The 23,641-nt window shown below is 62.3% G+C and carries 19 protein-coding genes; 9 read left to right on the top strand and 10 right to left on the bottom strand.

Going from position 1 to position 23,641, the window contains the following annotated elements; all coding sequences use genetic code 11:
• Positions 1-12: 12 nt before the first annotated feature.
• Genes KNN17_RS13660 through KNN17_RS13650 form a run of 3 tightly spaced genes read right to left on the bottom strand, consistent with a single transcriptional unit; the run spans position 13 to position 3,348 of the window.
• Positions 13-1,224: a CoA transferase gene (locus KNN17_RS13660; RefSeq protein ID WP_241709582.1), complete on the bottom strand. Its 1,212-nt coding sequence runs from the start codon at positions 1,222-1,224 to the stop codon at positions 13-15.
• Position 1,225: 1 nt separating this feature from the next.
• Complete coding sequence (locus KNN17_RS13655) at positions 1,226-2,422, bottom strand: acetyl-CoA C-acetyltransferase (protein ID WP_241709581.1); 1,197 nt, start codon at positions 2,420-2,422, stop codon at positions 1,226-1,228.
• Positions 2,423-2,463: 41 nt separating this feature from the next.
• Positions 2,464-3,348 (bottom strand): FAS1-like dehydratase domain-containing protein, encoded by an 885-nt coding sequence (locus KNN17_RS13650; protein ID WP_241709580.1) that lies wholly within the window; start codon positions 3,346-3,348, stop codon positions 2,464-2,466.
• A gap of 81 nt (positions 3,349-3,429) precedes the next feature.
• On the opposite strand from KNN17_RS13650, the gene KNN17_RS13645 reads away from it, so the two are divergent.
• Together KNN17_RS13645 and KNN17_RS13640 are read left to right on the top strand one after the other, a co-directional pair.
• Positions 3,430-4,224: an enoyl-CoA hydratase/isomerase family protein gene (locus KNN17_RS13645; protein WP_241709579.1), complete on the top strand. Its 795-nt coding sequence runs from the start codon at positions 3,430-3,432 to the stop codon at positions 4,222-4,224.
• Positions 4,221-5,414 carry a CaiB/BaiF CoA transferase family protein gene (locus KNN17_RS13640; RefSeq protein ID WP_241709578.1) on the top strand — a complete coding sequence of 398 codons (1,194 nt, stop codon included), beginning with the start codon at positions 4,221-4,223 and terminating at the stop codon, positions 5,412-5,414. Before KNN17_RS13645 ends, KNN17_RS13640 begins: the two co-directional genes overlap by 4 nt.
• Before the next feature lie 759 nt (positions 5,415-6,173).
• Here the strand turns inward: KNN17_RS13640 and KNN17_RS13635 are convergent.
• From KNN17_RS13635 to KNN17_RS13625, 3 genes are read right to left on the bottom strand one after another with little or no spacing between them, the layout of a single operon-like run.
• Positions 6,174-7,325 (bottom strand): acyl-CoA dehydrogenase family protein, encoded by a 1,152-nt coding sequence (locus tag KNN17_RS13635; protein WP_241709577.1) that lies wholly within the window; start codon positions 7,323-7,325, stop codon positions 6,174-6,176.
• A gap of 43 nt (positions 7,326-7,368) precedes the next feature.
• Positions 7,369-7,827: a MaoC family dehydratase gene (locus KNN17_RS13630; RefSeq protein WP_241709576.1), complete on the bottom strand. Its 459-nt coding sequence runs from the start codon at positions 7,825-7,827 to the stop codon at positions 7,369-7,371.
• Positions 7,828-7,829: 2 nt separating this feature from the next.
• The gene (locus KNN17_RS13625) at positions 7,830-8,981 is read right to left on the bottom strand and encodes an acyl-CoA dehydrogenase family protein (RefSeq protein ID WP_241709575.1); all 1,152 of its coding nucleotides are present in this window, start codon (positions 8,979-8,981) and stop codon (positions 7,830-7,832) included.
• Between the two features lie 277 nt (positions 8,982-9,258).
• Between KNN17_RS13625 and KNN17_RS13620 the strand changes: the two genes are divergently transcribed.
• Both KNN17_RS13620 and KNN17_RS13615 read left to right on the top strand, forming a co-directional pair.
• Positions 9,259-9,927 (top strand): GntR family transcriptional regulator, encoded by a 669-nt coding sequence (locus KNN17_RS13620; protein ID WP_241709574.1) that lies wholly within the window; start codon positions 9,259-9,261, stop codon positions 9,925-9,927.
• A 175-nt stretch (positions 9,928-10,102) separates the two neighbouring features.
• Positions 10,103-10,492, top strand: coding sequence for a cupin domain-containing protein (locus KNN17_RS13615; protein WP_241709573.1), 390 nt, complete (start codon positions 10,103-10,105; stop codon positions 10,490-10,492).
• Positions 10,493-11,812: 1,320 nt separating this feature from the next.
• Here KNN17_RS13615 and KNN17_RS13610 read toward each other — a convergent pair.
• From KNN17_RS13610 to KNN17_RS13600, 3 genes are all read right to left on the bottom strand, one after another.
• On the bottom strand, positions 11,813-13,105 hold the full coding sequence (locus tag KNN17_RS13610) for an MFS transporter (protein ID WP_241709572.1): 1,293 nt from the start codon (positions 13,103-13,105) through the stop codon (positions 11,813-11,815).
• Between the two features lie 1,648 nt (positions 13,106-14,753).
• A complete protein-coding gene (locus KNN17_RS13605; RefSeq protein WP_241709571.1) occupies positions 14,754-16,169 on the bottom strand; it encodes an MmgE/PrpD family protein in 1,416 nt (471 codons plus the stop codon).
• Between the two features lie 5 nt (positions 16,170-16,174).
• Positions 16,175-17,392, bottom strand: coding sequence for a CaiB/BaiF CoA transferase family protein (locus KNN17_RS13600; RefSeq protein ID WP_274619723.1), 1,218 nt, complete (start codon positions 17,390-17,392; stop codon positions 16,175-16,177).
• Positions 17,393-17,619: 227 nt separating this feature from the next.
• Between KNN17_RS13600 and KNN17_RS13595 the strand changes: the two genes are divergently transcribed.
• The 5 genes from KNN17_RS13595 (at position 17,620) to KNN17_RS13575 (ending at position 22,080) form a co-directional block, all read left to right on the top strand.
• Positions 17,620-19,101 carry an aldehyde dehydrogenase gene (locus KNN17_RS13595; protein ID WP_241709569.1) on the top strand — a complete coding sequence of 494 codons (1,482 nt, stop codon included), beginning with the start codon at positions 17,620-17,622 and terminating at the stop codon, positions 19,099-19,101.
• A 16-nt stretch (positions 19,102-19,117) separates the two neighbouring features.
• Complete coding sequence (locus KNN17_RS13590) at positions 19,118-20,089, top strand: NAD(P)-dependent oxidoreductase (protein WP_274619722.1); 972 nt, start codon at positions 19,118-19,120, stop codon at positions 20,087-20,089.
• Between the two features lie 110 nt (positions 20,090-20,199).
• Positions 20,200-20,730: a cupin domain-containing protein gene (locus KNN17_RS13585; protein WP_241709567.1), complete on the top strand. Its 531-nt coding sequence runs from the start codon at positions 20,200-20,202 to the stop codon at positions 20,728-20,730.
• A 22-nt stretch (positions 20,731-20,752) separates the two neighbouring features.
• On the top strand, positions 20,753-21,130 hold the full coding sequence (locus KNN17_RS13580) for a carboxymuconolactone decarboxylase family protein (RefSeq protein WP_241709566.1): 378 nt from the start codon (positions 20,753-20,755) through the stop codon (positions 21,128-21,130).
• 2 nt (positions 21,131-21,132) lie between these two features.
• A complete protein-coding gene (locus KNN17_RS13575; RefSeq protein ID WP_241709565.1) occupies positions 21,133-22,080 on the top strand; it encodes an NAD(P)-dependent oxidoreductase in 948 nt (315 codons plus the stop codon).
• Between the two features lie 532 nt (positions 22,081-22,612).
• On the opposite strand, the gene KNN17_RS13570 is transcribed toward KNN17_RS13575, so the two are convergent.
• Positions 22,613-23,506, bottom strand: coding sequence for an HpcH/HpaI aldolase/citrate lyase family protein (locus tag KNN17_RS13570; protein WP_241709564.1), 894 nt, complete (start codon positions 23,504-23,506; stop codon positions 22,613-22,615).
• Positions 23,507-23,641: the final 135 nt, after the last annotated feature.

Below are 23,641 nucleotides of genomic sequence, written 5' to 3'. Positions count from 1 at the left end.
CTCAGCCGGTCGTCAGGAGGCGAGGATCCCGCTTGTTCTGAGGCGAGCGATTTCGTCCGACGATCGACCCAGAACCGTGGTTAGGACCTCATGAGTGCTTTCACCGAGCACCGGCGCGGGTTGAGCGTCGGCGAGGGGTGAGCCCAGATAGCTGAGCGGGATTCGCGGCGCGAGCACCCGTCCGATTCCGGGCTGGTCAATCTCGGTGAAGAGCGGGTTCGCGGTCGAGCAGCGCGGATCGCGCGTGACGAGTTCCTCGAAGGTTTGAAATATGCCCTGGAGCACGCCTGCGTTCGCGAGCACTTTCGAGGCTTCTTCGGCGGTGTGCCCTGCGAACCAAGGTCTCAGCACCGCGTCGATGGCCTCGCGTGCTTCATAGCGGCCGCCCTCACTCCCGAGATCCACGTCGAGCATGGGACCGATCATCGCTAGCTTGTCTGTGAGCCCCGTCGCCTCGCCGAGGGAGCGCCAGTGCCGATTTGAGATGACGACTACCATAACGTCGCGCCCGTCGGAGGAGGTGAAGCTTTGGCCGTAGGCGCCGTAGAGTCCGTTGCCGAGGGGGCCGCGGGTAGCGCCGTTGACTTGGATCTCCGCCACGTAGCCTAAATTTCCCACCGTCGCGAGCATGACGTCGGACAGGGCAATGTTGATTTCCTGTCCCTCGCCGGAGTGACGCCGTTCGAGCTCCGCGCCGAGCACGCCCATCGCAATGTAAAGCCCGGCGGCAATGTCCCATGCCGGGAGGGCATGATTGATTGGTTCCATGTCGGAACCGGTGATCGCGGGAAATCCGCTTGCGGCGTTGACCGTGTAGTCGACGGCGGGGGAGCCATCGTGACTGCCGGTGAGTCTCAGCATCACAAGGTCAGGGCGCTGCTGAACGAGATTCTGGTAGCTGAGCCATCCGCGGCTCGGAAGGTTCGTGATCAGCGTGCCCGCGGAGGCGATGATCTCGGTCGCGATCGCCTGGCCCTCGATGCTGTTGAGGTTGAGCGTCACCGACTGTTTGCCCTTGTTCAGGCTCGCCCAGTAAATGCTCTTGCCGTCATCCGTGACTGGCCAGCGGCTGTGGTCGATGTTCCCGCCGATGGGGTCGATCCGGATCACCTCGGCGCCGAGTTGGGCGAGCGTCATGCCGCCGAGGGGGGCTGCGACGAAGGCCGAGATCTCGACGACGCGAAGGCCCGCAAGCGGAGCCGGGCGGGGTGTGTGCCGGGACATTTCACACCACCTCGAAGAGCGCCGCCATGCCCTGGCCGCCTCCGATGCACATGGTCTCAAGTCCGCGTCCGCCCCCGCGGCGATGGAGCTCATGCAACAGCGTGGTCATGATGCGCACGCCCGTCGCGCCGACCGGGTGTCCGAGTGAGATCCCCGAGCCGTTGACGTTGAGCCTGTCCAGGTCCTCCCATCCCCAGCCGCGCAATACGCCAAGCGCCTGGGCGGCGAAGGCCTCGTTGAGTTCCACGAGGTCGATGTCGCTCCAGCCGCGGCCCGCGCGTTTGAAGAGCTTCTCGACGGCCGGTACCGGGCCGAGTCCCATCTCCGCCGGTTCGCATCCTACGGCGGCCCAGCCCTCGAGGAACGCGATTGGTTCGACGCCGTACTCGTCGAGTTTGTCCTCTGAAACGATGAGGCACGCGGAGGCCGCGTCGTTTTGTTGGCTGGCGTTGCCCGCGGTCGTGATCCCGTCCTTCATCAGCGGACGCAGGTTGGAGAGGGTTTCCATGCTGGTATCGGGGCGAATGCCCTCGTCCCGCGCAAAGAGGATGGGGTCGCCCTTGCGCTGGGGCACGCTGACGGGGACGACCTCATTGTCGAAGGCTCCCCGTTCCCACGCGGCCGCGGCGTTGTGGTGGCTGCGCACAGCGAATGCGTCGGCTTCCTCCCGTGTGATTCCATAGCGATAGGCCACGTTCTCTGCGGTCTCGATCATCCCGGAGATGTAGCCGAAGCGTTCCTCCGGCTGGGAGCGCTCACGGCCGCGATCCAGGCGGTCGTAGAAGGTCGTGTTGCCCGTGCGGGCTCCCCACCGCATGTTCGTGGAGTAGTACTCGATGTTGCTCATGCTCTCGACGCCCCCGGCGATGACGACGTCGGCGGCACCGGTTTGCACCATCATGGCGGCGGTGGCGATCGCCTGTAGCCCCCCGCCGCAGCGGCGGTCCAGCTGCAGACCGGCGGTGTGAATCGGTAGCCCGGCCTGGAGTGCGACCCAGCGGCCCACGCACGGCGTCTCGCTCGACGCGTACGACTGCGCGAACACGACATCTTCGATAAGCTGGGGATCGATGCCCGAACGCTCGATCACCGCCCTTACAACAGCCGCGCCGAGTTGCTCGACGCTGACAGGCAGAAGGGACTTCCCGAAGGCACCGACTCCGGTGCGTACGGGGGCAATAATGGCGGCTCTGGACATCTCGTGTCTCTTTTCGTAAAGGTCTGGAAAGTGAGTGGGGATCAGCGGAAGCTGATGCGTGCAGTGACGGCTGCCTGCCCGCCAGAGGCTATGACGGCGAGTTCCTCGGTGCCATCCGCGGCGGCGCGTCCGACGATATGAACGTGCTCGTTTACGAACACCGGAGAACGCGTCGAGAATTCAAATTTGGTGAGTCGAGAGCCGGGGTGCTCCGTCAGGAAAGAGTCCATCATCAAGGTGGCGGAGAGGGGGCCGTGCACGACAAGACCGGGGTACCCTTCGATCTCCGTGGCATAGGGCAGGTCGTAGTGGATGCGGTGCGAGTTGAACGTCAGAGCCGAGTAACGGAACAGTGTCACCTCGTCCACACGTTTGACCCGTGACCAGTCCCAGCCCTCAGGCGCGGGGGTATCAGCACGGGGCGGACGCCGCGGTGACGGGGCGGCGGGATCCGCTTCGGCAGCTTCCCGGTAAACGATGGTCTGATGCTCGGTCAGCGCGGAGATGCCGTCTGCGCTCACGTCATGGCGCAGACCGACAAAGCAGAGTCGTCCGCTTGATCCGTGTTTCGGGGTGATGGATTCGATGGTGGTCGTGCGACTGAGTTGCTGGCCGACCAGGATGGGTGAGTGGAAAGCGATCTTGCTGCCTGCCCACATTCTGCGCGGCAACGGCAGCGGCGGCATGAAACCTCCCAGCTTGGGGTGGCCGTCAGCGCCGAGTTCACTCATCGTGGCGGTTGGCGGGAACTGCAGCCAATGCGCCAACGGGAAGAGACGAAAACCAACATCCAGGTCCGGGCCGATTCGGTGATCGAGCACAGCGGCCAGACCGGTCGCGGCGAACCGCGACGCGGTGTCCGTTTGGGTTTCACTGCGCGAGACCCATGCGCTGTAGTCTTCGCGCAAGTCGATAGCTTGGCTCATGGACTGACTCCTTTGTGTCCCGCCTTCGGTGTTATCTAATATTATATAGTAGATACAATTGGTTGCGAACAAGGGAGTCACGTGTCTGGATATGAGCAGTATTCCGCCCTTCAGATCGAGGGCCCCGATGAGCTGGGAATCATTACCATCTACCTCATCGGTCCGGGCCTGCATGCAATTGGCCATGACGCACACCGTGAACTTGTCGAGATCTGGCAGGACATCGGGAAGGACGAGCGCGTCCGCGTCGTCATCATCCGAGGGGAAGGGGAGCGCGCTTACTCCGCGGGTGGAAGCTTCGACGTCGTCGAGGACATGATCGCGGATTTTGATGTACGTGCCCGCGTTTACCGTGAAGCCCGTGAACTCGTACGTAATCTCATCGAGTGTCCCGTGCCGGTAATCGCTGCCATCAATGGCCCGGCCGCTGGTGCCGGCCTCGTGACCGCCGCGCTTGCCGACATCACAATCGCTGGCCGGAATGCCAAGATTATCGACGGGCATGTGCGTCTCGGCGTCGCGGCAGGTGACCACGCAGCTGTCGCCTGGCCCCTTCTGACCTCGATGGCAAAGGCAAAATATTATCTCCTTACAAACGAGGTGCTTCGCGGTGAGGAAGCCGAGCGCATCGGCATGGTGTCCCGTGTCGTTGATGACGAACTCGTGCAACAGACTGCGCGTGAGGTCGCCGAGAAGCTCGCCGCGGGGTCGAAACCCGCGCTCTCGGCGACGAAGCACTCACTCAACCATTGGTACCGCCAATCCTTCCCGATCTTCGAGGCCTCGCTCGGTTACGAGTTCTTTGGGTTCGGCGGACCCGACGTGCGCGAGGGCGTCGCCTCGCATCGCGAGAAGCGGAACCCGAAGTTCTCATGACCGGCGGCACAACCATGGAGGGTGACTCCCAGGCCTCGACCGGCCCGCTGTCGGGCGTGACCGTCGTCTCGATCGAGCAGGCCATTTCCGGTCCGTTGGCCACAAGGCATCTCGCGGAGCTCGGCGCGCGCGTGATCAAAGTGGAGTTTGCCGGTGGCGACTCAACGCGCAGCTATGATCAGTGCGTTAACGGCATGTCGGCCCACTTCGTGTGGCTGAATCGCGGGAAGGAGTCTGCACGGCTGAACCTCAAGGAAGACGCCGACCGAGGCGTCTTCGAGACGCTGCTCGCAGGGGCCGACGTGTTTGTCACAAACATGGCGCCAGGGGCGCTCGCCCGTCTTGGCTTCGATCCCCAGGAGTTGCACCAGCGGCTACCACAGCTCATCATCGTGGATATCTCAGGTTTCGGTGCCGGCGGCCCGCTGTCGCATCGCCGCGCATACGACTTGCTGGTCCAAGCCGAGAGCGGCGTGTGCTCACTTACGGGGGCGCCCGGGTTTCCGGTCAAACCCGGTGTGCCGACAGTCGACATCGGCACCGCGCTCTACGCATTCTCAGCGATCGCGACCGCCCTCTTCTCGAGGACGCGAACAGGAAAGGGAGCCTACATTCCGCTCGCGATGTTCGACGTCGCCTCCGAAATGAGCGGCTTTGCGCTCAACCAGGTGATCCACACCGGAGTACAGCCGGATCCAGTTCCCATGGGCACGCCCATGCTGGCACCCTACGGGGCCTACCCCACGGGAGACGGACAGACAATCGTGCTTGGCGCGACATCCAACCGGGAATGGCTGAAGCTCACGGGTGACAACATGATGGCGGATCCCGAGTTCGCGACGGACACGCGCTTTGCGACGAATGAGGTTCGCATCCAACACCGCGAAGCGCTCGACGCGCACATCGCCGCGTGGACCTCACGGCACACGCTGGCCGAGCTGCAGGCGAAGGCGGATGCCGCGCAGCTGGGCAACGCTAGGCTAAACAACACCATCGAGCTCTCCAAGCATCCCCAGCTGCGTGACCGAGGCCGATGGCATCAGGCCTCGGTACAAGGCGGATCTGTGCCAGCGCTCAAAGCGCCGTTCGTCGGAGGGAGCTGGGACTCGTTCTCGGATGAGCGGGTGCCCGAGCTCGGCGAGGACACTGAGCGAATCCGCAACGAGTTCCCAGTGGGAAGGAACGCATAGCGTCCTACCGCCAAGGAATCGGAATCTATCAAACCGGTGCTCGGCGGCAACGGGCCTTTGCCGTTGGCCACTGGGGACAGGTGCGTATGTCGCTATTGCCGGCGTCTGCCAGAACGGGCGAAGTCCCGGGCCCGGTAGAGGGAGCCTCCGTCAGCCACCACCCGCATGGAACCTAATTCCCTTCATTGTGAACGGCGACGCCGTTGCTTATGACAGCGGTCGCTTGTCCATTGGTGTCATCCGCAGGATCTCGAACACAGGTGCGGAAGTGACGGCATCGACGGCGTTGTGCACGAAGCGCAGACCCCTGGTCTGGTGTGGTTTTCGGCACCGTTTTGAGCCCGCGAGTTCACTCCGCAGTTAGCCGTCCGAGGACGGGGGCACGGAGCCGCCGGGAAACTCCCGCCCTTTTGACGTCGGCATGAATCATTTCCCAGGAGCTCCTGGGCAGCTCGGCAAATTCAGATTCTCGATCGCCGAAACTCCTTGGAAGCCACGCAGCGTTCCCCCTGCTCGCCGGGGGATGGAGGCACGAGGAGCGGGGCAGGGGCGATCATGCGCACGGCAGCGGGCGCAATACCCCGTAGGAGTGCTGGTCCACTGCCGTGCTGCGTTGGCGTTTCGCCATCAAGGTTAGGCTCGATCGTCTCGGCCGGCCAGATCATGCGCTTCGCTGTGTGCGGATGGATGATTCGGCGTGTTGCTCTCAAAGTGACGGCAGCATCCGGTAACCGGCGCTTTCTCGCCGCTAGCGTGGCTCTACATTCCGGCAGACTTCAACAGATGGCGCGCCATGACGACCTTCTGTACCTCGCTCGTGCCCTCGTAGATGCGGAACAGGCGGGCGGCGCGGTAGAACCGTTCGACAGGGACCGCGCGCATATAACCTAGGCCGCCGTGGATCTGCACGCCGCGGTCAGCTACGCGGCCGAGCATCTCGCTCGCATAGAGCTTCGAAGCGGAGGGCCCGAGTTTGCGGTCCGTTCCATCCTGAAAATCGCGGGCGGCATCGAGCGCGAGGGCCTTCGCGGCGCGCAACTCTGCATATGACTCCCCGATCATCCCTTGGATGAGCTGGAAAGTGCCGATGGCCTTGCCCCCCTGGGTTGCGGTCGCCGCGTGGGAAATCGATTCGTCGAGGATGCGCTGGGCCTGGCCGACACAGACTGCGGATATGTGGAGACGGCCCTTCGCCAGCGACGCCATTGCCGCATGGAATCCCACCTCTTCCTGGCCGCCGACGAGACGTTCCTCGCCCACAACGACGTCATCGAAGTAGATCTCGCTCGTCCAGGCACCTTCCTGCCCCATCTTCTTGTCGTGGGGGCCGATGGTGACGCCGGGGGCATCTGTGTCGACGAGGAATGCCGAGATCCCCTTCGTGCTGCCCGCCGCGCTCGGATCCGTGCGCGCGAATACCACGAGCACCTGTGCGAGTTGAGCGTTGGTTATGAAGCGTTTCGACCCGTTGATCCGGTAGCTATTGCCCTCCTTGATCGCGGTCGCGCGCATACCGCTCGGGTCGGAGCCGGCGTCCGCCTCTGTGAGTGCGAACGAGGCGATCACCTCGCCCGAGGCGAGACGGGGGAGCCAGCTTAGCTTTTGCTCATCAGTGCCGTAGTTCACGAGCACTTGCCCAGCGATCCCGTTGTTTGTGCCGAACAGAGAACGGAACGCGGGGGTGGTGTATCCCAATTCCATCGCGAGCTGTACATCTTGGACCGCGTCGAGGCCGATCCCGCCGTACTCCTCCGGGATCGCCCAGCCGAACAGGCCCATCTCGCGCGAAGCCTTGATGAGTTCGTCGGGGATGCGGTCCTCGTTGTCGATCTGCTCCTCGAGCGGGATAACCTGTGTGCGAACGAAATCGCGCACTGCGGAAAGTACGTCCTTGAAATCTTCGGCGTCCATGCGAAGACTCCTTTCTGAAAGTTTTGTTAAGCCGACGCGGTGACTACTCGGTGAAGAGGATTACGGTCTGCGCGACGCACACCGGCCGCCCGCCCCGATCCGACTCAATCTGATGTGAGAAGGTGACACGAGTGCCGGTGGCGGTGCGCTCTACGCCCACGATGGTGACGTGATCCCGGACTTTCTCCCCTGAGCGCAGGGGCTGGGGGAAGCGAGCCTTCTCCAGGCCGTAATTGACGCGCGCGGAGAATCCCAGCACGTCGTACACCTGGTTCGCGAGTGACGGGATGAGCGACAGCACAAGGAAGCCGTGCGCGATGGTGGTGCCGAACGGTCCTTGGGCGGCACGGACTGGATCCACATGGATCCACTGTTCGTCGCCGGTTATTTCGCCGAAACCGTCGATCATGTCTTGATCCACGATGACCCAGTCGCTGACACCCAGTTCCTCGCCGACAGCTGCCTCGAGCCCCTCGGTTCCGGCGACCATGCGCACAGTCATGCTCAGATTCCTCCCCGCTGAACGAGCTGCGACGCGATGACATTGCGCTGGATTTCGTTCGTACCCTCGCCCACGATCATGAGCGGCGCGTCGCGGAAGTAGCGCTCGACGTCATACTCGGTCGAGTACCCGTAGCCGCCGTGGATACGAACTGCGTTCAGCGCGATCTCCATCGCGACTTCCGAGGCGTAGAGCTTGGCCATTCCGGCCTCCATGTCACAGCGCTCACCGCTATCAAACTTCTCGGCAGCGAGACGGGTCAGCTGCCGTGCTGCGGTGAGTTTCGTTGCCATGTCGGCGAGGTAATGGCCGATGGCCTGATGCTTCCAAATCGGCTTGCCGAAGCTTTCGCGCTCCTGTGCGTATTGAAGCGCCGCTTCCAATGCCGCGGCGCCGACACCGAGGGCCCTGGAGGCGACCTGGATGCGGCCGGTTTCGAGTCCTCGCATCATCTGGGCAAAGCCCTTGCCGGGTTCTGCGCCGAGGATTTGGCTCTTCGGGACGTGAAGATCCGTGAATCGCACCTCGCAGCTTTCGACGCCTTTGTAGCCCAGCTTCGGAAGGTCACGCGATACTTCAAGGCCGGGGCCCTGCTCAACGAGCACGATCGAGATGCCCTTGTGGCGTGGCCGCGCTTCGGGATCAGTCTTGCATAGCAGTGCGAACAGGCCAGACTTGCGCGCGTTCGAGATCCAGGTCTTCGATCCGTTGATCACCAGATCCTCGCCCTGGGGCTTGGCGAGGGTAGTCATCGCCTGCAAGTCGGATCCGCCCCCCGGCTCGGTGAGAGCCATTGTGGCGCGGAGCTCTCCGGTGGCCATGCGGGGGAGGTACTTCTGTTTCTGCTCTTCAGTGCCGTACTGAGCAAGGAGTTTTGCGACGACTGTGTGACCGCCCATGGCACCCGCCAGCGACATCCAGCCGCGCGAGAGCTCCTCGGTGACATTGGCGTAGCAAGGCATCGACACTGGCATGCCGCCGTACTCTTCGGGAACGGCGAGACCGTAGATACCGATCTCCTTCATCTGCTCGATCCACTTCTCCGGGTACTCGTTGGCGTGCTCTACCTCACGCACAGTCGGTTTTACGTCGCGGTCGATGAACGCCCGAACAGTCTCGATCAGGAGGGCTTCTTCTTCAATTAGACGGTGCATTAATACCTCACGGCTCCTTCGGTGGAGGATGGATGGGCTTTCGCGACGAGCAAACACATCGAGGCGAGAACTACTATATAATATAATAAATCCGAAAATAGGGCGAGGTCAGGTCAATACAGCAGCCGTGCCGGACTTGGACCTTCACTCAGGCCGCCCGCTTCGGCACGCGCAGGGGCGGGTGGGTCAGTATTGCAGGACCGGGCATACTATTAAATGTTGGATACAGACACGGATGAAGGGCGCCCTGTTTGGGCTGCCCCGGCAGGGAGTACGGATGGCAGTTACGAATAGGCGTGCCCAGCTCAGCGATGAGGTCGCCTCGTACTTGAGGCAAGCGATTATGGCCGGTGAAATGGCCCCCGGATCTTCAGTGCGTGCCGATGCTGTGGGGGAGGCTCTGGAGGTATCCGCCACGCCGGTACGGGAAGCCCTCCAAGCGCTCCGGGTCGAGGGGTTTCTCGAACTTCTTCCGCGCAGAGGCTTCGTCGTCGTTCCGCTGGTGGCCGATGACATCAGGGACCTCTTCGAAGCGCATGCACTCATTGCTGGCGAGCTCACCGCCCGAGCCGCCGTGCGCGCCAACGATTCCCAGACCGACACACTGCTCGCCATCCACCGCGAACTCATGGACGCGGCAGACCGCGGCGATTATGAGATGCTTGAGAGCAAGAACCACGAGTTCCATAAGCTCGTTTACCGCATGTCCGGCTCAGAGCGCCTGCGCTGGGCACTCGGAAACTTTGCGCGTTACGTGCCGCGAGCGTTCTATACCCAAATCCCGGGGTGGCCTGAAACGACGGCCCATGACCACTCGGAGGTTATCAACGCCATCGTTGCCCGGGACACCAAGGCGGCCCGGGAGGCCATGGCGCAGCATATCCGCAACTCCGGTGAGAAGCTTGCCGAATACTTCGAAGGCCGGCAACTCGCCTCGGGAGAGTAAGAGGGTTGCCCCAACGGCCGGACATGGACCGGGCCCGAAACACCCAGGTACCGCTGCAGTCGACCGACTGACTCATCCACGGCGTGATGCTCCGCCCCCTGTTAGACCCAATATCGGAGAGGACACAATGCATATTCTTCCCCCCGCTGCAGTGACTAAGACTGCGCCGACCCGAATGACCGGTGAAGTCTGGTCCGAGCTCATCGTGGAGCCCGTGGAGGACGATCACCGCATGGTGGTCGGACGCGTACGCTTCGCCCCAAAATCCCGCACGGCGTGGCACTCACACTCCCGTGGACAGTTCCTCCATGTCCTTGCCGGTGTTGCCTTGATGCAATCCCGTGGAGGGGAAGTCATCGAGGTGCACGCCGGGCAGACCGTGTACACGCCGCCGGGGGAGGAGCACTGGCACGGCGCGACCCCCGACAGCTTCATGGAACACCTGGCCATGATTGAGCTCTGTGATGACGCGGCGAACTCCAACACTTGGCTCGAGCTGGTGAGCGACGAGGTATACGGCTCGTCACCTACAAGGAATGCCGTGACGTCGGCGGCGGGCTCGTAGCCGGCCTCCACGCAGCGGCGAGACCGTCTGTGCACTGGGCGATGGTCGAGATGAACGAGGACCTTTGAGACTGTGCCGTGCCTACAGCGACGCATCATGCACCTCGCCATTCCGCCGCCCTGGCAAGTTGGCGCGAGCCGAGGCTAGCGTGACGCGATGCTGCCGTGATGTTTCGGCCTGTTGAGTTCATGGTTGACACCAAAGGCTAAGCGGATTCTCCAGCAACTAACAGACCCCGGCCTCTAGGCGTAAGGGTCTATTCTGCAACATTCCACATTACGACTTCCTTATCCAGGCCTCCCCTGGCCACACTCTGCATCTCCCTCGCCGACTGCGTCCCGTCGAAGCTGAGCTACACCCGGTCTGGCCGGCCAAGCCGAAAAGTCCGGCTCGATGATGCCGAACTCCTGTGCCTGGTCGTGACCCGGCAGCTGCTGCACGGTTCGACCTCGGAGTCCCGGTTGATCCGCATCATGGGCGCATCTGCGCAGGCACTTCCCGTATGTCCGGCACAACAAAGGGTCCGCACGGCTGGTCCGTTGGCCCCCGTATCCCACACAGCACTGGGCCGGACACACCGTCCTGACACGGGAACCTCCGTTTTTGTCGACCCCACCCGCTCCCATGCGGCACGTCTAGGTATCAATTTGGAAGCTTGAAACTCGCTGGGCGCGGGTTTTGTCGGGCAGCTTCCCGCTCCCCCATTTCTGTGGACTCCGACTGTACCTGGCCAGCACCCGACGGCATAACCGCGGTCTGCGGCGTGGGAACCCGAAGGTCGGCGAATGCGAGGCTACCCGGCGGCCCTCCTACCGGAATATGAGATTGGCTACTCCCAGCCCACCTACTCCGAGGTCCTGGGGACGAGATGACACCGAGCTATTTGCGCCGGTTCCCTGCTAAACGGGCCGTGGCAAGGTCAGCCCTAGGGTCCCTGCCGCGGGTCACGGGCAAGTGCATGCCCCCAGCGTCTTTTCTAGATGTCTCAGCTCAGATCGGAGCAATCACGTCGGCGACCCTTGGCACGAATAGCAGTTGTCGTTGAAGGTTCAGCCTAGTCAAGGTATGAGCCAGCCGAAAAAGGCCTGAGCCCCGTGCTACACCGGGCTCAGGCCCCCTCCTCAGGATACGTGCGGTATCGCACTAGCGGTTGCATTCGGTCGACTGCCCCGCCCGCGCGTCTATGGCGAAGCGTGAGTGGGCTCCAGATTGCGGGAGGTCATGTCGGACGCTTATACGAACTGGGCCTGCCAGCGCTGGTCAACGAGGTGGGAAATCAACTCGGCGGGACGATTTCTACGTGCGCCGGATGACTCTGGATTAGGCCGTGATCGTCTTACGTGACCTTAACTGGAGGATCAGCGAGAAGGCGACCGCGAAGCCGACGGGGATGATAGCCAGGAAGTAGATCACCCGGGTGTCGATGACGCTCACTGCAAAGCCGACGAGCAGGGGAGCAATGATCGCACCTACGCGCCCGATGCCCAACATCATGCCGTACCCTTTGGCCCGCGCCAGCACCGGATACTGCGTTGGGACCATCGCCGTGTATCCCGCCATCGACGCGAAGACCGTCAGGCCCAAAAGACCACCGAAGATGTTAGCGATGGGGCTCGGCATCAAGAGGGCGAATCCGATGATCGCGAGGATGCCGATGCACAGAAACGCCGTCGTTAGGCCCACTGCCTTGAAGCGCAGGCTGACGAGGGCGAATAGGACCGCACCGACGAGCGTTCCCACGCTCACGCTTATACCTGCGATCGCACCGGCTGCCTGGTCCCCGGTGAGATTGGTGATGAGCTGTGGTGTCCACGTTCCTACAAAATAGTAGGCCGCCGACAGCATGCCGTACCCAATTGCCAGCAGGAGAGTGGTGGCCCAAAGGGATCTACCGAACAAGGCGGGCCTGGTCTCTTCCGCTGTCGGACGCTCTTCTGGAGCCTTCGCCGATTCCGTTCCTGTCTCGCCACCAGGGACGGCCCGTGCAGCCCGAGCGAGGAAAGCGGCGGACTCCGGAACTGTGAAGTAAGCGACCGCTAGTCCGATTACTGCGAGGATGACGCCGGCCCAGAACAAGGACTGCCAGGCGTTGCCGGTCAAGGACAGTGCCGCTGCGCTGGCAAATGCGCCCACCGTGCTTCCTAGGGGGAAGCCGATCATGACGATTCCAGTGGACATGCTGCGGCGTTCGGCGGGGGACGCCTCCTGAGCGATGACGACGATGACGACGCTGACCACGCCGACTCCGAGACCAGTTAGGAACCGACCAGTCATCAGGATTGCTGCGTTGACCGCCAGGGCGGAGACGACGAGTCCGATCAGGTTTGCGAGGAGACCGCCGAGGACGGTTATTCGGCGTCCGACGCGGTCTGCCAATCTGGCTAGGAACATCGCACCTATGCCCATACCGAACAGTGCGGCGCTGATGATGAAGCCCTTCTCGCTGGCGGAAGCAAACCCGTTAGGTAGATGCGGCAGGGCGAAACCCACTATGAAGAGATCAAAGCCATCCATCATGTTTAGGAGCATGCACAGGAAGACCACCAAGTACTGGCTGAGGCCCATCCGCGGGCCTCCTTCGAGAGCGGAGATTCCGAGACTCTTAATTGACATGATCGTGAACCTTTCAGTTTGCCGCGGCGTTGTCGTCGGTCATGTCGGGGCTGGGCAGTTTAGCGGGGCTCATCATTGAACTTCCTTCCGAAACGGAAACGGCTCGTAAAGCTGCCGTCTTCTTTGAAAAATAAGCAATCGCGCGCTCATGCCACTCTCAAATCGAGCCCCATGCAGCGGTCGCGCCGACGGACATTCTCCGGAATGAGTTGTGCGCCGGCGGCAGCGGTGATCTACACCATGTAACGCTGATCACATTGAATATAATATATAAAAACTCCCGGGTCAATGGATTTTTACTCATCGCGCATAGGACTCGCTACGGGCATAGTCGCCGCTCACGCTGCCGTGAGCTCGCTCGACTGCTTCAGCTGAATCCCTGGTGAACTAAGGAGCTGTCTCCTGGGCATACCCGGAGCGCGGGTACAGCCTAGTCCTGACCTCGCACCCGGATGCGGCGTCTATGAACTCCCGTTGTAGAACACCGTCGGGCGCTACCCAGATGCCCGACGCGTCTGGCATCGCGTCATCAACTAGCCCCGTGCGATACAGGGATCCGTGGCGCCAGATTTCGACGATCTCGCCAATCAAAGACTGCCATTGGTCCGTGACGTACATCGTCACACCGCTCATACTCCCGGTTTCCATGGGTACCGCCCTTCGCTTGTTAGCGTCACATCCTTGGACGGAAGGACGGATGTTGCATTGCGCTCCGCAGGGAAGTGACCCCGTCGAGCCGCCAGAGCCCTTTGAGCTTTCGCCGCGTCCCGCGCGGCCGATGATGCCCAATGTGCCCGGGGTATAGGGTCAGATCTTCTGCATAAGTACCCCCTGATATCGCAAAGGTCATGTTTTTCTTGGATAGCGGTCCCCATCAACGGCTATTCGCTTCTATCGCGTCTATCGCGAGTACGGCCGCCCTGCCGACAGTTGCGCTGGCCTGAGGCTGAGCAATCGCTGTCACCGGAGCCAAGCCGATCCGCCCTGATGGTCATAGACACCAGCATCGCCTGCGGACAACCTGTCAATGACGGCGCGTGCCGCGGTTGCGATCCCCACACCATTCCCAGCCGGCAGTCGCTGAACCGACACCGGCGCCTCCGTATTGATGAATTCCGCACCTCGGGCCCCGCCACGACCGCACTGGCCATGTCACACGCACAGGCAACGGTTTCGAAGCTCGATGGCTGCCTGCCGCCAACGAGGTCGAACAGACGCTGCCAGGGGTGCTTTCGCCTGGCGATGTCGACACTCGAAGCAGGCGAAGACCATGGTGACGCCTTCCCGCGGTACAAATGATTCTGATCGTCGGCCTTGAGCTCTGGGCTCGGTGCCGGCAGATCGTCATTCGTGCACAACGGAAGAGCTCAAACGACGCCCGTGCAGGACTTCGGCCCGAGCCGTCAACAACGTGGTCGTTTGCATGTACCGGCAAGCCAGATAGCTGGTCCACGCAGGCAGATGCTGAGAACCATTGAAGCGGCTCCTAGAATCCTGGCTAGCGTCGCTGACCGGCCTGAAAAAGGCCGCCATCCACCGCCATTAAAAATATTTTCTACATTAGGCGGCTTTAGGAAAAACTTTGCCCCGGTCAGATAGCTCTTCACGATGCGGGGAATAATTTCCCTAATTTTGGTCGCATAAGCGCCTATGCCCGCAGGAGGCGGACGACCTCGCTAAAGTCATCGAGCTTTTCAAGGTTGAAGACCGAGTCCACGACTGCACCGGCACGATCGTTGGTCACAACATGCTCTACGTTATGCAGGAACTTGTTAATCAGCTCCTCGTCGGTCATGTAGCTTGCCGGATCGGCGGATGGGCTGCCTTTCGGGAAGTTGCGATCCTGTACAAACACCTGACCGCGGGCGCGGACTTCGACGCGTGACAGCCGCGCCGCAGGGTCGTTCGCCAGGGCGGCGGCGTGCTCAGGGTGGGGATTGAAGGTAGTTCGGTCCATCAGCGCCAGCACAGAGGGATTCTGAACCGCCTCCGGCTGCTGCCACTCAATGCCGGGTGCAAGGCGGTGTGCGGCCATCGCAAGACCGTGCGTCATGCCGAATTGGGCGTCACGCACATTTCGGATCACGGTGTTCGTCCACGCCGGCTGTATGACGAAGCTCTCGCCCCAGGCTTGGATCGATTCGATCTCCTCCGGACGGATATCGTTTGAATCCACGATGTCGATGAGGCCGTCGAAAAGGGCGTGCATCACTCTGCAGTGCGGGTAGGGCTTGATTGAGACATACCGGGGGAAGCGCCAGTCGGAGCCGAGGTCCGTAGTGATTGATGCGGGCTCCCACCGCATCGTTCCGATGAAGCGAGGGAAGCCGTACTCGCGGTCATCCAGTATCAACCGGTCGCCGGTGTGTCCCAACTCGGCCAGATTCGCCGCGGTGACGGAAGCGAGTGCCGAGCCGCCCGCGAGCTGGTACTTGATGGTCGTAGGGGGAGCGTGCATGATCCAGGCGCCCTGCGTGTTCGTCGGCATCGTAGATCCCATGATGCCCAGCGCGTCGGCCATCATCTCGGCGTCGAAACCCTTGACCATTCCGATAGCGGCAGTTGCGCCAAACAGCGTACTGCTGTAGCCGGTGACCTTCGGGATTGTGACTACTCCGTCCTTGATGTCGCGCAGGTAGTCGTGGGCTTTTCCGATGCGGAACGACATCTCATGCGCAACGGCCACAGCGGCAAGTAGGGTAGCCCCGTCTGCCCCCTGCGCCTCGGCTGTTGCAACGACGCCGGGTAGTACGTAGGGGGAGACATGTCCCGGAGGCAGCACAGAATCCTGGTCGAGGGCATTGATGAGCTCGCCGTTTGCGAAGGCGGCGCCCGGCACCGAGGTGGTCTTTCCGGTGCCGAGGATGGTCGCCGGGCCGGTGTCCCCACCAAGGATCTGGGCGTAGGCGATACCGCGCTCGGCACCGGCCTCACCGACCGAGGCGACAGCGCAGCCGAGCGAATCCAGCAGCACTCGCTTGGAAGCGTGCGCCACTTCGTCAGGCATTGATTCCGCGGTGGTTCCAGTGGCGAATTCCGCCAACTGTTCGATAATGGTGGACATCCTCGTCACTCCTCGTTGTCGATTTGGGTGGGTCGGTCTGGAGCACTTTCGGAGTCATCGGCCGAAAGTACGCCAGCGAAGATCAAAGCCTCCACCTCTTCGCTGGAGAGTACCTCGCCGGCGACCGCGCGCGTGTCGGACCCGACTTTCGGGGTGCGCGGGCTGCGTTTGGGACGCTCGCCGTTGAACTGCCATGGTGCGCGCAGTAGTGGGAGCCCGTCGGGCTGGTGATCGAACATACCGAGGTGTGTCACCTGTTCGTTCTCGATGTACTCGGCGATGGAGAGCACCGGGCCGAACGGCACGTCCTCGTTGATCAGTTCCCGCTCCCAGTGCGCGAACGGCTGCGTCGCGAATTGTTTCTCCACAATGGGGGCCAGGTCGAAGTAGTTCGCCTCCCGGTCACGGTACTCTGCAAAACGGGAATCCTCGGCGAGATCGGCACGGCCGATCGCACGGCACATCGCCCGCCAGAATTTCTGGGATGAGGAGAGGTGCAGGGCGATGAATTTGCCGTCCGAGGTGGGGACGCAAAAATTCTGTGCCTGCGGATGACGGCTTGTACGAGTAGGGCTCTTCCCGAGTTCGAAAGTCTGCGCGATACTGTCGGCTGTGAGCGTACTGATTGCCTCCATGATGGACGTCTCGACGCGCTGACCCTCACCCGTGCGTAGGCGCGCGATGATGGCCGCAAGCACGCCGGCCACCCCAACGATGCCGGTGATGAGATCCGCACTGAGACCGCCAGCGAGCCGGGGGTTGCCCTCATCGCCCCAAACTGAATAGAGGCCCCCGAAAGCGTGACCGATCGTGTCGTAGGCCGGCCGGTTCGCCAATGGACCGGTCTCGCCGAATCCGGTCATCGAGCCGTAGATGATGTCGGGGCGCAGTTGACGGCATGCCTCCACTCCGAGACCCATCGCCTTGAGCTTGCCCGGACGCATGTTCTCGAGCACCACGTCGAAGCGGGGAACGAGCGACTTCACCAGCGCAACGCCCTCCGGGGATTTTAAATCGACCGCCAGGCTCCGCTTACCGCTGTTATATTGCCGGAAGTACGGGCTCTGGTCGTTCTGGTGCCTTCGAAAGTCCTCACCCGCAAAGGGGCGCTCGATTTTGACGACCTCTGCTCCGAGGGATGTGAGGAGGGAAGTGGTTGTGGGCAGGGAGATGTAGGCGCCAATCTCCATGACGCGGATACCCTCCAGTGGCCTGTGTTGCATGACTCCATTGCCTCCATGATGTGTTTTTGCCCTGACCCCCGGCGCTCGGTGAACCTCCGAAGCGCTATACAGGGTAGTTGCAATCACAATATTATATATTCTAGTATGACTCATATCGCAAGGTTTTACACACTCCGAAGGAGCTCGGAAAGCCGCGCGGCCCCTGTGCGGGCCAGCGCCCTGGACGGCCACTCCGCGGATCGCCACAACGACGTAGGGATCTACACATGAGCATTCCACAGGACCTCTGGCAGGGTGAATACGACCGACTGTTCATCGGAGGAAGGTGGGTGCGGCCGTCATCGGATCGTAGGATCCAGGTCATTTCCCCGTCCTCGGAGGACATCATCGCATCGGTGCCGGAAGCGGTCGAGGCAGATATCGATGCCGCGATCACCCGGGCACGGGAGGCCTTTGACCACGGACCGTGGCCGCGGCTGAGCTTGGAAGAGCGGCTCGCCGTAGTACGTAGGTTCAGCGCGGGGATCGAGGAGCGCGTCGAGGATATTGCGAAGCTCGTGACGGCCGAGATGGGGTGCCCGATCACGTTGTCGCGTTCCTACCAGGCAACACTGCCGCGGCTGATGACAGACACCTTCATTGAGTCCGCGCAGCGATACCCTTGGGTCGACACCCGCACGTCCGACACGGGCAACGCATTGGTCACTCGTGAGCCAGTCGGTGTCGTAGCAGCCATCATTCCGTGGAACGCTCCGCTACTCACCTCAATCCTCAAGGTGGTCCCTGCCCTTATCGCCGGCTGCACCGTCGTGCTCAAACCAACTCCCGAGACACCCCTCGACGCCTACCTCCTTGCAGATCAACTGCAACGAGCGGGCCTCCCTGAAGGGGTGCTGAGCGTGGTTCCGGCACAGCGCGAGGTAAGTGAGTACCTCGTGCGTCACCCGGGTATTGACAAGGTCTCCTTCACCGGATCCACGGCGGCCGGCCGCCGGATCGCTGCAATCTGCGGCGAGGAGATCCGCCGCTGCACCCTGGAACTCGGCGGAAAGTCCGCTGCACTCCTGCTTGAGGACGCAGATTTCGATGCGGCCATCGCCGCGATCCGCGCAGTCTCACTGCGCAACAGCGGTCAGGTGTGTAGCAACAAGACCAGGATTGTTGTCGCTCGACCCCGACTTGCGGAACTCAACGAGCGGCTGGTCCAGATGATCGAGTCGATGCCGGTCGGCGATCCATTCGACGCAGCGACAGAGATCGGTCCGCTCGCGAACCGGAACCAGCGCGAGCGAGTCGAGAGGTACATCGCCGAGGGTAAGAATTCCGGAGCGACCCTGCTGATAGGAGGCGACCGTCCGTCCGGCCTCGATCGCGGCTTCTATATTTCGCCAACGGTCTTTACCGATGTCGACCCCAACTCGAGGATCGCTCAGGAGGAAATCTTCGGACCGGTGCTCACCGTGCACGCCTTCGACACGGAGGAGGAGGCCGTGGCGATCGCAAACAACTCCGACTACGGACTCAGCGGTTCGGTGTTCGCCGGCGAGCCGGAACGCGCGCTCGGTGTAGCCCGACGCATTCGAACCGGAACGGTCGAAGTCAACGGTTCGCCTGGTGGGTTCGCAGCCCCGATCGGCGGTTTCAAACGCAGCGGGATCGGCCGGGAGTCTGGCATGGAGGGCTTTGACGCCTACGTCGAAGTCAAGTCCTACGGCCTCCCACGAGAAGTGTTCGACCGGCTCCGATGAGCAATAAGAACGGCCGATGAGGGGCTCCGCATGCGGAGAAACGGAAAGAACGAAGGAGAAGTGCAAAATGAGAGCTGAGCAAATGAACTTGGGATACATTGGCCTCGGGAACATGGGGGGAGCGCTGGCATCCCGGCTGCAGCTGTCCCGGGAGCTTATCGTGTTCGACCGCGATCCCGCAGTGACTGAGAGACTTGTGGCCTTGGGAGCCCAACCGGCGCGCGAGGCGGCAGAACTCGCAGCAGGCTGCGAGGTTGTACTCCTGTGCCTGCCGACCTCCGATCACGTCCACACAGTGCTGTTCGGCGAGGGCGGCATCGCGGAGGTGCTCCGGCCCGGCACAATCGTGATCGACCAGACGACAGGGGATCCGATTGCTACCAGGGCCATGGCCCAGCGGCTGCGCCAGCAGGACGTGCAGATGATTGACGCCCCGGTCAGCGGAGGGATCACCGCGGCTCAGGCAGGCACCATCGCTATTATGGTCGGCGCCGACCCCGGGCAGTTCGAGACCGTGCAACCGATTCTCGCCGACATCAGCCCGAACATCTTCCACGCGGGCGGCGTAGGCAACGGGCAGGTCATCAAGCTCGTCAACAACCTGCTGTCCCATGCGCAGCGACTGCTGTCGCTCGAAGCGCTCGCCCTGGCGGACAAGAATGGCGTCAACTCCCGCACCGCACATGAGATCCTGATGGCAAGCGGGGGACGCAATGCCTACCTGGAAAAGAGCTTCGGGCCACGCGTAATGCTGGGGAACCTAAGCCCTGGCTTCACCCTGGGTCTCGCGCACAAGGACGTACGACTCGCCACCGACCTCGCCCGCGTGAGCGGCGTACCGAGCCTCTTCGGCGGCATCGCGCGAGAACTCTATCAACTGTGCATCGCGGAGAACGGTGCAGAGGCACAGGTTGACACCGCAGCGCTTGTCATTGACCGCTGGGCAAAGACGCGGGTCGTGCCACAAGACGGCGAAACGGCCGGGTAGAAAGCCTGTCGAGAATCGAACAGAATGCCACCGAATCCCACAGGCGGCGGATGCCCCAGCAGGGCCGGCGTTCCGTCTCGTCCCCAACCTGAGAAACGGCAGAATCAGAAATGAAGAAGGACTACGCGACCGCGCAGGCGCGGCGAATCATCACCGGCGTCGACGAGTACGGCAAATCGTGCTTCGTATCCGACGAGGAAACCCCGGTCCGGTTCAGCAGCGAGGCGAACACGAAGTGCGAGATCTGGCGCACCGGCACGCTGCCTGTGCCGGTGGACAACGACGACGGTCTGGAGGGCGGTGTGTACACCGAGCCGAACGATGGAGGCGTGGTGTACCGGATCGTGACATTCCGCCCCGACTCGGAATGGGACATATCAGCGGGCTTCGGCGACTCCCATGGACCGCTCAAGGGGATGGTCCCGCCCGAAGAGGCCGGCGGCATCGTGGGTCTGCATGTGACCGACACCGTTGACATAGTCACCGTGTTGTCCGGTGAACTCACTGCTGTCATGGAGACGGAGGAGACTACCCTGTACCCGGGCGATACCCTGGTGCAGCGCGGTACCAAGCACTCCTGGAACAACCGAACAACCGAGCCGACTACCGCGGCCGTGCTGATGATCTCGGCGACGCGCTAGAAGACTGCGAAGGGGGATATCGGTGAGTGCGGAACTGTACGAGGCCGGCCTGGCCGTACGCAAGGAAATTGCCGGCGCAGAGTTTGTCGAGGCTACCCTCGCCGCGGCGGATGATTTCACGAAGCCGATGCAGGACTTCGTTACGGAGTACTGCTGGGGGGCGGTGTGGACAAGGCCCGGGATAGACCGGCGCAGCCGGAGCATCCTGAACATCGGAATGCTCGCGGCGGCGAATCGGCCCGAGGAACTCGCAGGCCACATCAAGGGTGGCATCACCAATGGGCTAACGAAAACGGAGATTCAGGAGCTGCTGCTGCAGATCTCGATCTACCTGGGAATGCCCGCTGGTCTTGGGGCCTTCCGAGTGGCAAAAAGGGTTTTCGACGAGATGGGGATTTGAGCATGAAAATTGGTTTCATCGGCCTCGGCAGGATGGGCGGCGGCATGGCCGCGAACATCGTGCAGAGCGGACAGGATGTGACTGTTTTCGACGTCTTCGAACCCGCGATGCTTCCCTTCGCAGACCAGGGTGTTGCAGTGGCCGGATCTATCGGCGAGCTGGCGGCCGGCAGTGACGTCATCTTCACCTCGCTGCCCGGACCGGTTCAGGTGGAGGATGCGGTGCGTGGCGTTGGCGGTATCCTCGAGAACGCGCGTGAGGGCACCGTCTTCTTCGACCTCTCCTCAAACTCGCGCGAAACGGTCACCCGCCTGCATAAGCAACTGGCCGGGAGAGGTATCTCCATGCTCGACGCGCCCGTCAGCGGAGGTCCCGCCGGAGCAGCCTCCGGAAACCTCGTGCTCTGGGCCGGCGGAGACAAAGAGGCGTTCGAGCTGCACGAATCCGTGCTGCAAAGTTTCGCGAGTGCCCCCAGGTATGTGGGCGCCATCGGGGCCGGGACCGTGACGAAGCTCAGCCATAACCTGCTTGGCAACATGATTTTTGCGTCGATTGCCGAGGTCTTTACCCTCGCAGTCAAGGCGGGGCTCGATCCACTGGATCTGTGGGAGGCGCTGCAGTTTGGTGTCGTCGGCAAGGCGCGCCCTCTCGATCATGCCGTTAAGCAGTTCCTGCCGAATCAGTACGAGCCGCCGTCGATGCAGCTGAAGCTTGGACACAAGGATGTCGGGCTCGCGGTGCGGATGGGCAAGGAGCTCGGCGTTCCAATGCGCCTTGCGAATTTGGTCCACGAGGAGATTAGCGAGGCCGTGGGTCGCGGATTCGGTGACTTGGACTCCCGCTCGTTCATGAAGCTGCAGGTGGAACGTTCCGGTGTGGATATCGCGGTCGATCCTGAGCGGTTGCGGGCCGCCGTAGACCAAGCCACGAGATATCACCAAGGCCAATGACGGGTCGTACCGACACGTGACCGCCGAGCGGGCCGGAGTTTGGAACTTGGGAGCTGCTCTCACGGGATTGGAACTGAGCCGTTCAGCGCCAATTCTGTGAGAGCAGTTTTTGTGCGCTCATAGACATCGTTGTCCTAAGATGTGCGCCCGAGGGCGGGAGGCGTTGCTCTTCGCTGACCGGGCCACTGGTCGCCGGCCGAATGAGGCAGGTGCCGGATTATGACTGGCACACCCCAGCATGCCGGCGGAGCACCGCTTGTCATGTCCCGCAAGATAACCCGCCTGCCTAACAACCATAGCGGCGAGAATCTTCCGGTCGACTCAGGAGGAGTGGTCCCATCACAGCACCTTCACGGGTAACCGGCAGACTAGCGCGAAACACTGAACGGGCCTCTCAAGGCCACGGAAGGGCCTGAGCCTGGTTCAACAACCACGCTCAGGCCCTGTGCAGCCTTACGTCAGCATCCGAATCAACGTCAGACTATTCGTTTCGCGAACGGCGGCCCTGGGTGATCCCGGAAACTCAGCGGAATCAGCTATTCAGGCCAATGGCCTCGGCAAGCGCGATCACTCCCTGGGCGGTCTTCACGTGAGCGATGTCAATGTGCTGGCCCTCGAAATCAACGGCCGCGTCGCCGGTCGCTTCCGCCGCGCCGAAGGCGCTGATCATGCGTCGGTAGAAGTCGACCTGAGCGGCGGACGGTGTGAAGATCTCGTTTGCTATGGCGACATGGGAGGGGTGAATGCAAATCATGCCTCGGTAACCAAGTTGCTTGTTGTCGAGGGTGAACTGGCGGGCCCCCTCAAGGTCGTGGATGTCTTGCCAGAGGCCGGCGACGGGGTGGTGGATTCCTGCGGCCCGGGCGGCCAGGACTATGCGGCTGCGGAGATAGAGCGTCTCGAGGCCCGCGGGGGTGAACTCGAAGCCTAGCTCGCGGCCGACGTCGGCGTTGGGTCCTGTCGCGCCGAGCAGGCTGACCACCCGGGGGCTAGCCGCCGCGATGGCCTCACAGTTCGCCATGGAGGCGGCCGTTTCAAAGCTGATCAGCAGACCGACGCTGCCGGGCTCGAGGCCCTCACGCTGCTCGATGTGGCTGACCACCGCGTCGATGCGCACGATCTCCTCGGCGTTGAATACCTTTGGCAGGAAGAGCCCCGCAAGGCCGGGACGGATCACGGCCTCGAGGTCTTTCCCCTGAATACCGCTAACGAGCGGGTTCGGGCGTACCCAAACGTCGGCTCGCGTTCCTGCCCCATGCAGGCGGTCAATAGTTTTGGCGACGCTCGGGCGCGTGCGATCCTTCTCTGCGACCGGCACTGAGTCTTCGAGGTCGAGGATCAGGGCATCGGCACCCGAGGCGACGGCTTTGTCGGCCCAGCCTTCCTTGTGGCCGGGCACGAACAGCATCGAACGATACGGCTTCATCGGTTGGTTCTCCTTGGATCGGGGGCGAGAAGTTTTCATGCCTGCGTTATCTGTAGGACCCGTTTGCCGCGATGCCCCGGAACAGAGCAGGACCAACGCTGGTGGGCCGTTACATGTGCGGGACCGAGTGGCAGG

It is taken from the genome of Arthrobacter bambusae, from assembly GCF_022606295.1.
GTDB classification, from domain to species: Bacteria; Actinomycetota; Actinomycetes; order Actinomycetales; family Micrococcaceae; genus Arthrobacter; species Arthrobacter bambusae_A.
This window is presented reverse-complemented; position numbering and strand designations above follow the sequence as displayed.

Bases quoted from the DNA above. Each gene is read 5' to 3' on its own strand.
- KNN17_RS13660 (WP_241709582.1), bottom strand. From the start codon at position 1,224: ATGTCCCGGCACACACCCCGCCCGGCTCCGCTTGCGGGCCTTCGCGTC.
- KNN17_RS13655 (WP_241709581.1), bottom strand. From the start codon at position 2,422: ATGTCCAGAGCCGCCATTATTGCCCCCGTACGCACCGGAGTCGGTGCC.
- KNN17_RS13650 (WP_241709580.1), bottom strand. From the start codon at position 3,348: ATGAGCCAAGCTATCGACTTGCGCGAAGACTACAGCGCATGGGTCTCG.
- KNN17_RS13640 (WP_241709578.1), top strand. From the start codon at position 4,221: ATGACCGGCGGCACAACCATGGAGGGTGACTCCCAGGCCTCGACCGGC.
- KNN17_RS13635 (WP_241709577.1), bottom strand. From the start codon at position 7,325: ATGGACGCCGAAGATTTCAAGGACGTACTTTCCGCAGTGCGCGATTTC.
- KNN17_RS13630 (WP_241709576.1), bottom strand. From the start codon at position 7,827: ATGACTGTGCGCATGGTCGCCGGAACCGAGGGGCTCGAGGCAGCTGTC.
- KNN17_RS13625 (WP_241709575.1), bottom strand. From the start codon at position 8,981: ATGCACCGTCTAATTGAAGAAGAAGCCCTCCTGATCGAGACTGTTCGG.
- KNN17_RS13620 (WP_241709574.1), top strand. From the start codon at position 9,259: ATGGCAGTTACGAATAGGCGTGCCCAGCTCAGCGATGAGGTCGCCTCG.
- KNN17_RS13615 (WP_241709573.1), top strand. From the start codon at position 10,103: ATGACCGGTGAAGTCTGGTCCGAGCTCATCGTGGAGCCCGTGGAGGAC.
- KNN17_RS13610 (WP_241709572.1), bottom strand. From the start codon at position 13,105: ATGTCAATTAAGAGTCTCGGAATCTCCGCTCTCGAAGGAGGCCCGCGG.
- KNN17_RS13605 (WP_241709571.1), bottom strand. From the start codon at position 16,169: ATGTCCACCATTATCGAACAGTTGGCGGAATTCGCCACTGGAACCACC.
- KNN17_RS13600 (WP_274619723.1), bottom strand. From the start codon at position 17,392: ATGCAACACAGGCCACTGGAGGGTATCCGCGTCATGGAGATTGGCGCC.
- KNN17_RS13595 (WP_241709569.1), top strand. From the start codon at position 17,620: ATGAGCATTCCACAGGACCTCTGGCAGGGTGAATACGACCGACTGTTC.
- KNN17_RS13590 (WP_274619722.1), top strand. From the start codon at position 19,118: ATGAGGGGCTCCGCATGCGGAGAAACGGAAAGAACGAAGGAGAAGTGC.
- KNN17_RS13585 (WP_241709567.1), top strand. From the start codon at position 20,200: ATGAAGAAGGACTACGCGACCGCGCAGGCGCGGCGAATCATCACCGGC.
- KNN17_RS13575 (WP_241709565.1), top strand. From the start codon at position 21,133: ATGAAAATTGGTTTCATCGGCCTCGGCAGGATGGGCGGCGGCATGGCC.
- KNN17_RS13570 (WP_241709564.1), bottom strand. From the start codon at position 23,506: ATGAAGCCGTATCGTTCGATGCTGTTCGTGCCCGGCCACAAGGAAGGC.